This window comes from Microbacterium phyllosphaerae, from assembly GCF_017876435.1.
Classification (GTDB): Bacteria; Actinomycetota; Actinomycetes; order Actinomycetales; family Microbacteriaceae; genus Microbacterium; species Microbacterium phyllosphaerae.
In genome coordinates, this window is record NZ_JAGIOA010000001.1 from 857,926 (window position 1) to 869,324 (window position 11,399).

The following is an 11,399-nucleotide window of genomic DNA, read 5'->3' on the forward strand; positions in this document are numbered from 1 at the left end:
TGTCAGGCGACCGCGTCAGGCGACCGCGGCCGCCTCGGAATCCGCACCCGGCGCACCCGCAGCGGGCGCGACGGTCTCGACAGGAACAGCAGCCGCGTCGGTGATCCGCGCGGCCATGCCCGCGAAGATGAACCCGTGGAACGGCAGCACGCCCAGCCAGTACAGGCGTCCGAGCAGTCCGCGGGGGAAGAACACGGCGCGCTGCTCGTAGCGTGAGCCGTCGCCGTCGGGCAGCGCCCTCAGCTCGAGCCAGGCCTCGCCCGGCACCTTCATCTCGGCGCGCAGGCGCAGCAGTCCACCGCTCGCAGGGGAGGAGTCGGTCGCCCGCCCCGGCTCTTCGACGGCCTCGACGCGCCAGAAGTCGATCGCGTCACCGACGCGGGCCTCGACCTTGCTGCGACGTCCGCGGCGCAGACCCACCCCTCCGACGAGGCGGTCCATCCACCCGCGCACGGCCCAGAGGAACTTCGACGAGTACCAGCCGTTGGATCCGCCGATGCCGATGATCACGCGCCACAGCCCGTCGACCGGTGCGGCGGTCTTCAGCTTGCGGGTGTCGGTGAACACGGTGCGTCCGGCCCAGTCGGGGTCGCTCGGAAGGGGATCGCTCGGGGCGCCCGAGACCTCGGCATCCTGCCAGCTCGTCTCGATCGTGTCGGCATCGACGCGACCCAGCGCCATCGCCACGGCCTTGCGGTAGGGCGTCAGCCCGCCCTCGGGCTTCGGGATCAGGTCGTCGATCGCGTGGTCCTTCACGATGCACTCGTTCTGCAGCGACGCCACGAGCGGACGTGCGATCGAGCGAGGGACCGGCGTCACGAGGTTCACCCAGTGCGATGCCAGCCCGGGGGTCAGCACGGGCAGTGCGGCGATCGCACGCTGACGCAGGCCCGCCTCGAGCGCGTACCCGTTCATCATCTGGCCGTAGCGCAGCACGTCAGGACCGCCGATGTCGACCGCGCGGTTGACGTCGGCATCCACCCGCGCGGCGCCGAGCAGGTAGTGCAGCACGTCGCGCACGGCGATCGGCTGGATGCGGTTTCGCACCCACTTCGGCGCCGGCATGTACGGCAGCACATCGGTGAGGTGGCGGATCATCTCGAAGGATGCCGAGCCCGAGCCGATCACGACCCCGGCCTGCAGCACCAGCGACGGCACGCCGGATTCGAGGAAGATCTCGCCCACGCGCACCCGGGAGCGCAGATGCGGCGAGAGCTTCGCGTCTTCTGGATGCAGCCCGCCCAGATAGACGATGCGGCGCACGCCGGCCTTGGCCGCGGCATCCGCCACCGTCGTCGCCGCGCGCTCGTCGCTCTCTTCGAAGCCCTTGCCAGCGGTCATCGAGTGGATCAGGTAGTAGACGACGTCGGCGTCGGCCATGGCCTCGGCCACGGCATCCGCGTCATCCGCCGAGCCCTCGACGATCTCGCACTCCGCACCCCAGGGAAAGGATGCCGCCCGTGCGGCGTCTCGGGCGAGAGCGCGCACCCGGTACCCGGCGTTGAGGAGCCGCGGGGTGAGGCGGCCGCCGATGTATCCGGTGGCTCCGAGGACGAGCGCGCGCGGCGCGGATCCGTCTTCGCGGGGGAGGGCGCGCAGGGCCTCTTCGTGCCCGGTGGGCTGGGTGAGCTCGGTCATGGGTGAAGCGTAGGCCGCATACCTGACTATTTCATCAGGCTGGCTATTCACTAGTTCACCTAGTAATCTTTACCGCGAGGAAGGTGATCATGTCCCGAGCAACGAGTTCCCCCGCACGCGTCTCCCCAGATTCTTTCGACGCGACGTCTGCGCTCCCGACGGCGGTCAGTCTCGCACCGCTCCCCGCCAGCGAGGCCGTGGGGCGCGCGACCGGTATCGGCCGCGCGCCCCTGGTCACCAAGAAATCGCCGCCCTGGCAGGCCGCAGGGATCGTCGGGATCATCGCCCTGATCGCCGCCGCGATGCTGCCGCTGATCGCTCAGATCCTCTCGCTCCCGCTGTGAGCGCAGAGCAGACGCCCAGACCAACTGAAGACCACCGCTGATAAGAGAAAGGATCCCCCATGGGACTCGATGACAAGATCAAGAACGCCGCTCAGGACCTCGCCGGCAAGGCGAAGGAGGCCGCCGGCAAGGTGACCGACAACGAGAAGCTGGAGGCGGAGGGCCGCGCCGACCAGGCGAAGGCCGACGTCAAGAAGGCCGGCGAGAACGTCAAGGACGCTTTCAACAGCTGAGACCAGCCACACAGTGCGGGGGAGGCGGCGACAGCCGCCTCCCCGTCGTCTGTCCGGCCCGGCCTACGAGGCTGATCCGGCACGAGAGAGAAGATGACTGCATGTCCGATCCAATGAAGACCGAGAATCTGACCCTGTGGCAGCGACTGCTCCGTCGCCTGCGACCGGCCAAGCAGGAGGAACTGCGGCGCCTCACCGTCGAGGACGTCACGGTGGTCGACCGTCCGATGCTCCGCCGCGCCGTCGCGGGCACCGTGGTCGGCAACCTCATGGAGTGGTACGACATCGGCGTCTACGGCTACCTCGCCGTCATCATCGGACGAGCGTTCCTGCCCGATGCGTCGGCCGGGGCGCAGTCGTTGTTCTCGCTCGGCGTCTTCGCCGTGACGTTCGTCGCGCGTCCGCTCGGCGGCATCGTGCTCGGCCAGCTCGGCGACCGGATGGGCCGCCAACGCGTCCTCGCATTCACGCTCATCATGATGGCCGCCGCGACGTTCCTGATCGGTGTCCTCCCCGACTTCTCGGTGATCGGCGTCTGGGCGCCGATCCTGCTGATCGTCCTCAAGCTCGCGCAGGGCTTCTCGACCGGTGGCGAGTATGCCGGCGCCACGACGTTCATCACCGAATACGCTCCCGACAAGCGCCGCGGCTTCTACGCCTCGCTGCTCGACCTCGGCTCGTACATGGGCTTCGCGATCGGTGCCGCGTTCGTGTCGATCCTGCAGCTCACGCTCTCGGCAGAGGTCATGCAGGGCTTCGCCTGGCGCATCCCGTTCCTCGTCGCGCTGCCGCTCGGACTCATCGCGATCTACTTCCGACTCAAGATCGAAGACACCCCCGCCTTCCAGGAGGCGCAGGACTCGGCGAAGCGCGCGGCGGACGACGCCAAGGAATCCGCGGATGCTCCGAAGGGCGTCATCGCGCTGATCCGCGCATACTGGCGCGAGCTGCTCACCGCGTTCGTGCTCGTCGCCGCAGCGAACACGGTCGGCTACGCGCTCACGTCGTACATGCCGACCTACCTGACCGGCACCCTCGGCTACGACGAGGTGCACGGCACGCTGCTCACGCTCCCCGTGCTCGTGGCGATGGCGCTCTGCATCCCTCTCACAGGCAAGCTCTCCGACCGCATCGGACGCAAGAGGGTGCTGTTCATCGGCTCGATCTCGGCGATCGTCCTGGCCGTGCCGTCGTTCCTGTTCATGATGCACGGCGAGATCTGGTCGACCCTTCTCGGCCTCGTGCTGCTCGCGTTCCCGGTGACGTTCTACGTCGCGAACCTCGCGTCGTCGCTGCCTGCCCTCTTCCCGACGTCCTCTCGCTACGGCGGCATGGGCATCTCGTACAACCTCGCCGTCGCGCTGTTCGCGGGTACGGCTCCGGTGGTGATGGAGGCGCTCGTGCAGATGACCGGGTCGTCGCTCGCACCGGCGTTCTACGTGATCGGCACCTCGATCGCCGGCTTCATCGCCGTGGTCGTGCTCAAGGAGTCGGCACGCAGGCCGCTGCCGGGTGCCATGCCGAGCGTGCAGACCGTCGAGGAGGCCGTCGAGCTCGTCGAGACCCAAGAGGAGAACCCCGACCTCGACCTCGACGAGCTCTTCCCCGAGCGCCTCGAGAACGCGGAGTACGTCGCGGAGCTGGCTGAGCAGGCCGAGCAGGCGGAAAAGGCAGAGCAGACCGAGGGGCAGACGGAAGGTCAGGCCGAAAAGGCCTGATCGACCCGTCGGGCGGCCGGCCGATTCTCGGCTGGCCCTCGGCGATCAGTCGTCGGAGGACTCGGACTCTTCGTGCGAGCGGATGACGTCGCGCAGCTCCTGATCGAGATCGGATGCCTCTTCGATCGCCGAGGTCATCCCGGCGAGGAAGTGGGTGACGATGCCGCGCTCTTCGTCGCTCATCTCGTCGACGAGCGCGAGCATCCGTCGATGCATCGCCCCGAGGGTCTCGCGCACCTCGTCGTCGCTGCTGACGGTCGGAACGACCACGCCGGCGCGGCGATCGGTCGGGTGCGGCTCGCGGCGGGCGTGGCCGCCCTTCTCGAGTCGATCGATCAGAGTGGTCGTCGATGCGGTCGAGATGTCGAGCATGCGGGCGATGTCGATCGGGCGCACGATGCGACCGGCCCGCTGCTCGCGCAGCAGGAAGCGCAGGGCCACCAGGTCGGTCTCGTTCATGCCCATCGACACGCGGGTGCGGGCGCGCATCGCCGTCTCGGCCGCGCGGTAGCGACGCAGCATGTTCAGGACGTCGACCGTGCTGGCGGTGCTCGATTCGGGGTACCAGTAGCCCGAGCGGCCGAACTCCTCAGGCTTCTCCATCACGCCACCTCGCCGTCGTCGCTCAGAGAGTCCTGCTGCTCGCGCTCGTCGGCCTCGCGGGAGAGCATCTCAGCTGCACCGGACTCGACCTCGGCGGGAACGATCTGCAGGATGCCGCCGGTGATGGCGTCGTGCTCGGCGGTGACGATCTGGTCGAGTCGCCACGCGGGAACGGATGGAAAGCGTGCCCGGAGGCGATCGAGCATGTCGGTGTACGCGATGTACCCCGCATCCTCGAGTGTGAATCGCTCGACCATGTCTTCCCTTCCCGCAGGTATCCATCTTCGCATCCGAAGAGAGTGCCTGGTCGCATTGGATTTCACTAGCTCACCTGCTTACCTGATTGTCGAGTAGCATGGAGCTAGGGGGTGACACATGGCAAGCAGGACACAGCTGCAGACCACGGCGACCGAACTCGTCGCGAGAGTCGATGAGCTTCGTCGCGCCGAGGCGCAGCTGGGGCGTCGCCTCGCGGCCATGCGCGCGCCCAGCGACACCGATCGCGAAGCCATGCGGTTCATCACGGATGCTCCCACCGACGCTCCGGCGACACCGGGCAGTCTGGCGGCTCACCTGAACGTGAGCACGGCGGCGATCACGAGCCTGCTGCGTCGTCTGCAGGAGCGCGGGCAGGTCGTCATCGCCCCGCATCCGGCCGACGCCCGATCGAAGGTGCTGCGACCGTCTCTGCGCGATCTGCACTCGCCGGCAGACGAGCTCACGCAGCGCGTCGAGTCGCTCGCGAGCGAATTCACGCCCGGGCAGATCGACACCGTGACGCGCTTCCTGCGCCGCCTTTCGGAAGAGATCAACGACCTTCCTTGAGTCTCGACTGTCATTTAGCTAGGTAACCTAGTAATCTATCTATCAAGCGAAGTCTGGCTTGAGGAGAGATCATGGGTCACCTGACGTACGGCAACACCGCAGCACCGATCGAGGTCGATGACGAGCTGCTGACGCATCTGCGTCTGGTGATCGTCACCAAGCTCCGGCGGAACGAGGCGTTCCCGCTCACGCTCCCCCTGGGTGACGGCGTGTCCGAGACGCTCTGGCTGCACGCATCCATTCCCCTGCGATTCGCGATCGAGGAGGAGGCGCCGATCGATCGCCCCCTGGTCGTCGCGATGATGAACGCCGCAAGCTCATCGGGCGGACTCGACGTCACGCGCGAGGAGTTCGCGCGATCGGCCGGTGGCTCTCGCCGGCTGCATGCGATGAGTGCGTGACCCATGTCGACTCGGATCAGAAACGCGGCCAAGGCCGTCACCAGCGCGCGCGTGCGTGCGGCATCGAGACCTCGGGGCCTCTGGGTCGAGGTCGAGCCCGGCTTCCACGTCGGCAATGATCGACGCCAGTTCCTCGGCTCGATCACCGGGACGCCCCTCGAGGGCTTCCGCGCGTTCGGCCCGCAGTCGGACTTCCTCGGGCAGTTCGACGACCTCGACGTGGCGAAGGCGGCCGTGGCCACGGCTGCGTCGGGCGCGGTGGCTGCTCCGGAGGCGGAGCCGCAGCTGGGCTGAGTCTCGGAGCAGGCGAGCGAACCTCTCCGGCTGGCGCTCGGCGCGAGTTTCCGACGGCCCGATTGGCGTGTACGGTCGTTGCTATGACTTCGATCGAATCGATTCGACGACCGGCGCCGGATCGGGCCTCCCGACGTGCGCGCATCGCCGTCTCGGCGCTGTTCCTCACGAACGGCGCGCTGTTCGCCAACATCCTTCCGCGATACCCCGAGATCAAATCCGCGCTCGGTCTCGACAACGTCGGATACGGTCTCGCGATCGCGGCCTTCCCCGCCGGAGCGATCGCCGCCGGCCTCCTCGCCGCGGTGCTGATCCGTCGGTTCGGCTCGGCCCGCATCGCCGTGTTCGGCACGATCGCCACAGGTCTCGGTCTGCTCGCCGCCGCCGTCGCCCCCTCCGGCATCCTGTTCGCCGTCGCGCTCCTGCTCGGCGGAGCATCCGATGCGATCACCGACGTCGCGCAGAACGCGCACGGGCTGCGCGTGCAGCGCCGCTACGGACGCTCGATCATCAACTCGTTCCACGCGATCTGGTCGATCGGCGCGGTGCTCGGCGGCGGAATGGCCGCCGCTGCGATCGCGCTGCAGCTGCCCCTCGGCGTGCACCTCGGCATCTCGACCGCGGTCTTCGCAGCGGTGGCGTTCACCGCCCTCTGGTTCTGCCTTCCCGGCCGCGACGAAGAGGCGGATGCCGAGGCCACCGCCGAGCCCGTCGAGCTGCAGTCCGCGGTGCGCCGCGGCGTGAGCCCGCGCATCGTGATGATGGTCATCGCCCTCACGCTCATCGCGATGGCGGGTGCGATCGCCGAGGATGCCGGCAACTCGTGGGCCACGCTGTATCTCAGTGAGTCGCTCGGTGCTGCGGCCGCGATCGCACCGCTCGGTTTCATCGCCCTGGTCGGCGCGCAGTTCATCGGACGGATGCTCGGCGACGGCATGACCGACCGCTTCGGCCAGCGCGCGGTCGCCAGGGTCGGCGGTCTGATCGCCGCGGGCGGTATGACCCTCGCCCTGATCTTCCCGAGCGTGCCCGGAACCATCGCGGGCTTCGCGGCGGTCGGCTTCGGCATCGCGACGCTCATCCCCGCGGCCATGCATGCCGCCGACGAGCTGCCGGGGCTGAAGCCGGGCGTGGGCCTCACGATCGTGTCGTGGCTGCTGCGACTCGGCTTCCTGCTCTCGCCGCCCTTCGTCGGCTTCATCGCCGATACCCAGAGCCTGCGCGCCGGGCTGATCGTGGCTCCCGCGGCGGCGTTGGTGGCGGTGGTGCTCGCCGGAGTGCTCGAGAAGCGCAAGGTTCGGGAGTAGGAATCACCGGCCTCTACAGTGGTGTGGAGGGGGTCTTCCCGCACCCTGCCGCGAGTTTTCGCAGTATACGTATTCAATCCTTGGATTTTCCTGGAATATAGGCTTCCCTAAGTCCGTTGCATACGTATACCATCAGCGTCATGGGACACATCAAGCATCGAGCACTGCCGGTACTCGCCCTCGCAGCCGTGGGCATGATCGCCCTCTCCAGCTGCGGCGCCGGGACCCGCACCGACAATGAGAACGCGACAACGGTGTCGTGCGACTACACCGCTCCGGAGGGCAAGACCACGGTCAACGTCCTCGCCTACAACTCCTCCGCCATCGACCCCTTCACCGACACCATGGTCAAGAGCTGTTCGACCGACGATGTCACGTTGAAGCACGACCCGATCGACTTCGGCGGGCAGGTGACCAAGACCACGGCCACCCTCGCCGGTGACACCGGCACGTACGACATCATCGAGACCTACGGATTCGTCATCCCCGGCTTCGGTGAGGAAGAGAAGCTCGTTCCGCTGAATGACCTCTGGGACAAGTACGCCGACGACTACGGCCTCGGCGAGATCAGCGAGTCGATGGTCGAAGGCATGTCGTACGACGGCGACATCTACGCGATCCCGATGCAGGCGCAGATGTTCGTGATGGCCTACCGCACCGACATCTTCGACGACCTCGGGCTCGAGGTGCCGACCACCTTCGACGAGATGATCAGCGCCGCAGAGGCGATCAAGGCCGAAGGGCTCATGGACTACCCGATCGCACTGCCCTGGCTCGCCACGGCTGATGTGACGACCGGCTTCGAGGGCGCGATGAACTCCCTCGGCGCCGACTTCGTCACCGCAGACGGCGACGTCACGCTCGACGGGCCCGAAGCCAAGCAGGCCGTCGAGGCGATGCTCGCACTCAAGCCCTACATGGACCCGCAGGTCACCACCTTCGACCAGCCCAAGGTGCAGCAGCAGATGTTCAACGGCACCGCGGCCATGTCGATCATGTTCTCCGGTCGCATGTTCGACCTGACGCTCCCCGCCAACTCCAAGCTGTCGGACTCGTTCGGCTTCGCCGGCGCACCGAAGGTCTCGGACGACGCCCAGTACTCCTACAACCGCCTGTCGATCGACGGCTGGTCGATCCCCTTCAACACCAAGCTCGACCACGACATGCTCTTCCAGATGATGGCCTCGGCCGTCAGCGAAGACGCCTCGACCGCATCCGTCCCCGCCGCCTACCCGGCGCGTGAGGGAATGGTGACGGAGAAGAACTCTCCCTACGGTGCCGCGGCGAACGACTCGATCGCCAGCGCCATGCCGCCGATCGTGTCTCCGGTCATCGCCGACATCACGAACGAGATCCGGCCGATCCTCGTCTCGATCCTCAACGGACAGGTTTCCGTCGACGACGGGCTCGCCCAGATGCAGGCCGCCGGCGAGAAGATCGCCGGCTGACCGACGACCAACGTCCATGACTGTGGCCTGAGCGCGAGTTCAGGCCACAGTCCGTCCAAGGGAGGACGCATATGAAGGCACGCGAATTCTGGCTGCTCTTCGCTCCGAGCCTGCTGGTGATGGGTGCACTCCTCGTGCTTCCCCTGGTGCGCACGGTGCAGTGGAGCTTCGAGCAGGTCCGTTACGGCACACCCGGCACGTTCATCGGGCTCGAGAACTTCACCGACGCGCTGACCGATCCGCGCTTCCACAAGGCGGTGCTCTTCACCGTCGCCGTCACGGTCGTCACGACGGCGATCCTGCTCGTGTTCGGCTACATCATCGCCACCGGCATCAACCGCATCACCACGTCGCGACCGCTCGTGCTCGGCATCATGCTCGTCTCGTACGTGCTGCCGAACCTCGTCGGCGCTGTCGCCTTCTCGTGGCTCTTCGACGACAACTTCGGCGGCGTCGTGAACCGCCTGATCGGCTTCTTCGGCGGGTCGCAGGTGCTCTGGTTCACCGACCAGGTGCCCAACGCGATCCTCGTGATCGCGAACACCGTCTGGCACATGCTCCCGTTCGCGATGCTCATCATCCTCGCCGGGCTCCAGGGCGTGCCGAACGAGTTGAAGGAAGCGGCCAAGATCGACGGCGCCAACGGCTTCCAGACGCACATCAACGTGATCATCCCGACCATTCGCGGCGTGCTCGGCTTCGTGACGCTGATCACGATCATGGATGTGCTGCGAATGTTCGACAACCTGATCCCGCTGTCGCCACAGGCGCAGAACATCGGCAACGAGTCGATCATGCTCTACGTCTACTCCGTCGCCTTCGCCGACGGCGCCGAGAACCTCGGCCTCGGCAGCGCGATCAACGTGCTCACCATCCTCCTGATCCTCATCATGCTGATCCCGTTCATCCGGGGCATCTTCAAGGAAGCGAAGGCCGAACGATGAGTCTCACCTCCGCAGAACTCTCGACGAAGGCCATCGTCACCAAGGGCGTGCCGAAGCGCCGTCGCCGTGGGCCCAACCGTCCGCCGGTGATCACGGGGCTGCTGCTCGGCATCCTCTGCGTCGTCGTGCTGAGTCCCTTCATCTGGATGACGCTCTCGGTGACCAAGCCGACCGACGTCGCCTTCTCGAACCCGCCGGTGCTCTGGGACTACCAGCCCACGCTGCAGGCGTTCGTCGACCTCTGGCAGACCACCTACTTCGCCGACTACCTGGTCAACACCCTGGTCGTCGCCGTCGTATCGACCGTGATCGCGCTCGCGATCGGCATCCCCGCGGCCTACGCGCTCTCGCGGTTCCCGAGTTACGTCTCGGCGCTGCTGCTCGTGCTCGCGCTGATCTTCCGCGCACTTCCTCGTTTCGCCGTGGTACTGCCGATGTACGACATCAGCCGGGCGCTCGGCATCTACGACACCACGTTCGCGCTGGCGATCGCCCTGGTCGCGATCAACCAGCCGTTCACGATCTGGCTGCTGCGCAACTTCTTCGCCGAGATCCCCAAGGAGCTCGACGAGGCGGCGATGATCGACGGCTGCACCAGGATCGGGATGCTGCGCCGGGTCATGATCCCGCTGATGGGGCCCGGCATCCTGACCGCCGGCATCTTCGTCTTCCTGTTCGCGTTCCAGGAGTACCTCACGGCGCTCGTGCTCACCGACACCTCGTCGAAGACCGTGCCGGTCTTCATCGCCACCCAGCTCGGGCAGACCCTGCCGATGCTGCAACAGGCGGGCGCCGCATCCATGCTGCTCACGATCCCGGTGTTCGTGATCGCGTTCATCGCGCAGAAGTACCTCGTCGCCGGTCTCAGCGACGGCGCCGTGAAGGGCTGACGTGTCGGTCGCGGCCGCGCCCCTCGTGCTGCTCGCGGGTATGAACTGCACGGCCGACCTGTGGGCGGATGCGCGGTTCGACGGGGCGGGGTTCGAGGGCGCGATCCGGCCCGTGCTGGATCGACCCTCGATCGCCGAGCAGGTCGCGGCGCTGCTCGACGGGCTTCCCGAGAAGTTCGTGCTCGTCGGTCACTCGCTCGGCGGCATCGTCGGCATGGCACTCGCTCTCGCCGCGCCCGAGCGTGTGGCGGGGCTCGTGCTCGTATCCACGAACGCCAAGGCGCCGACGGAGGCGCAGCGGTCCGGATGGGGCGACTGGCTGACCCGAGTGGATGCCGGCACTGACGCCCGAGCGCTGCAGCAGAGCATCCTGTCCCCGCTTCTGGGGGAGCGCCTCGTGCGAGACCGACCCGATCTGGTGCAGCGGACTCTGCGCATGGGGGAGGAGACGGGCGCGGAACGGCTGAGGGCTCAACTCGCGATGCAGCTCACCCGCACCGACCTGCTCGCCCGCCTGCCCGAGCTGACGATGCCGACGTTCGTCGTATCGGGGCTCGACGACGTGATCTGCCCACCGCACTTCCACACCGAGATCGTGTCGGCGATGGCCGACGCACGGCTCGTGAGTCTGGATGCCGGGCACCTTCTGCCGCTCGAGCGGCCGCGGGAGTTCGGGCGCCTCGTGCGGTCGTGGATGTCGCAGCAGCGATTGTTGGGTGCCGTCGCCTGACGGCGCGCGCGCGTGGACGGCGCG

General features: G+C 67.3%; 14 protein-coding genes. 11 read left to right on the forward strand and 3 right to left on the reverse strand.

Translation table 11 applies throughout. From position 1 onward, the window contains the following. Positions 1–15: 15 nt before the first annotated feature. Positions 16–1,638, reverse strand: coding sequence for an SDR family oxidoreductase (locus JOF42_RS04060; protein WP_210096687.1), 1,623 nt, complete (start codon positions 1,636–1,638; stop codon positions 16–18). Positions 1,639–1,727: 89 nt separating this feature from the next. Between JOF42_RS04060 and JOF42_RS04065 the strand changes: the two genes are divergently transcribed. From JOF42_RS04065 to JOF42_RS04075, 3 genes are all read left to right on the forward strand, one after another. After that, positions 1,728–1,982: a hypothetical protein gene (locus JOF42_RS04065; RefSeq protein ID WP_210096688.1), complete on the forward strand. Its 255-nt coding sequence runs from the start codon at positions 1,728–1,730 to the stop codon at positions 1,980–1,982. 59 nt (positions 1,983–2,041) lie between these two features. Next, the gene (locus JOF42_RS04070; protein WP_210096689.1) at positions 2,042–2,215 is read left to right on the forward strand and encodes a CsbD family protein; all 174 of its coding nucleotides are present in this window, start codon (positions 2,042–2,044) and stop codon (positions 2,213–2,215) included. A gap of 101 nt (positions 2,216–2,316) precedes the next feature. Then, complete coding sequence (locus JOF42_RS04075; RefSeq protein WP_245340719.1) at positions 2,317–3,933, forward strand: MFS transporter; 1,617 nt, start codon at positions 2,317–2,319, stop codon at positions 3,931–3,933. A gap of 45 nt (positions 3,934–3,978) precedes the next feature. On the opposite strand, the gene JOF42_RS04080 is transcribed toward JOF42_RS04075, so the two are convergent. Together JOF42_RS04080 and JOF42_RS04085 are read right to left on the reverse strand one after the other, a co-directional pair. After that, positions 3,979–4,536 (reverse strand): MarR family winged helix-turn-helix transcriptional regulator, encoded by a 558-nt coding sequence (locus JOF42_RS04080; RefSeq protein ID WP_210096690.1) that lies wholly within the window; start codon positions 4,534–4,536, stop codon positions 3,979–3,981. Next, on the reverse strand, positions 4,536–4,793 hold the full coding sequence (locus JOF42_RS04085; protein WP_210096691.1) for a hypothetical protein: 258 nt from the start codon (positions 4,791–4,793) through the stop codon (positions 4,536–4,538). Before JOF42_RS04085 ends, JOF42_RS04080 begins: the two co-directional genes overlap by 1 nt. A 118-nt stretch (positions 4,794–4,911) precedes the next feature. On the opposite strand from JOF42_RS04085, the gene JOF42_RS04090 reads away from it, so the two are divergent. The 8 genes from JOF42_RS04090 to JOF42_RS04125 all read left to right on the forward strand — a co-directional run bounded on the left by JOF42_RS04090 (position 4,912) and on the right by JOF42_RS04125 (position 11,375). Next, entirely contained in the window at positions 4,912–5,361 is a 450-nt protein-coding gene (locus JOF42_RS04090; RefSeq protein WP_210096692.1) for a MarR family winged helix-turn-helix transcriptional regulator, read from the forward strand. Positions 5,362–5,432: 71 nt separating this feature from the next. Next, positions 5,433–5,762, forward strand: a complete 330-nt coding sequence (locus JOF42_RS04095; protein ID WP_210096693.1) for a DUF7882 family protein — start codon at positions 5,433–5,435, stop codon at positions 5,760–5,762. Positions 5,763–5,765: 3 nt separating this feature from the next. Next, positions 5,766–6,056 (forward strand): hypothetical protein, encoded by a 291-nt coding sequence (locus JOF42_RS04100; protein WP_210096694.1) that lies wholly within the window; start codon positions 5,766–5,768, stop codon positions 6,054–6,056. Between the two features lie 83 nt (positions 6,057–6,139). Next, positions 6,140–7,363, forward strand: coding sequence for an MFS transporter (locus JOF42_RS04105; protein WP_210096695.1), 1,224 nt, complete (start codon positions 6,140–6,142; stop codon positions 7,361–7,363). A 140-nt stretch (positions 7,364–7,503) separates the two neighbouring features. Next, positions 7,504–8,811, forward strand: a complete 1,308-nt coding sequence (locus tag JOF42_RS04110) for an ABC transporter substrate-binding protein (protein WP_210096696.1) — start codon at positions 7,504–7,506, stop codon at positions 8,809–8,811. 71 nt (positions 8,812–8,882) lie between these two features. Beyond that, positions 8,883–9,755 (forward strand): carbohydrate ABC transporter permease, encoded by an 873-nt coding sequence (locus tag JOF42_RS04115; RefSeq protein ID WP_210096697.1) that lies wholly within the window; start codon positions 8,883–8,885, stop codon positions 9,753–9,755. Then, positions 9,752–10,645 (forward strand): carbohydrate ABC transporter permease, encoded by an 894-nt coding sequence (locus JOF42_RS04120; RefSeq protein ID WP_210096698.1) that lies wholly within the window; start codon positions 9,752–9,754, stop codon positions 10,643–10,645. The genes JOF42_RS04115 and JOF42_RS04120 overlap by 4 nt, the downstream gene beginning before the upstream one ends. A 1-nt stretch (position 10,646) precedes the next feature. Beyond that, entirely contained in the window at positions 10,647–11,375 is a 729-nt protein-coding gene (locus JOF42_RS04125) for an alpha/beta fold hydrolase (RefSeq protein ID WP_210096699.1), read from the forward strand. The last annotated feature ends 24 nt before the right edge of the window (positions 11,376–11,399 follow it).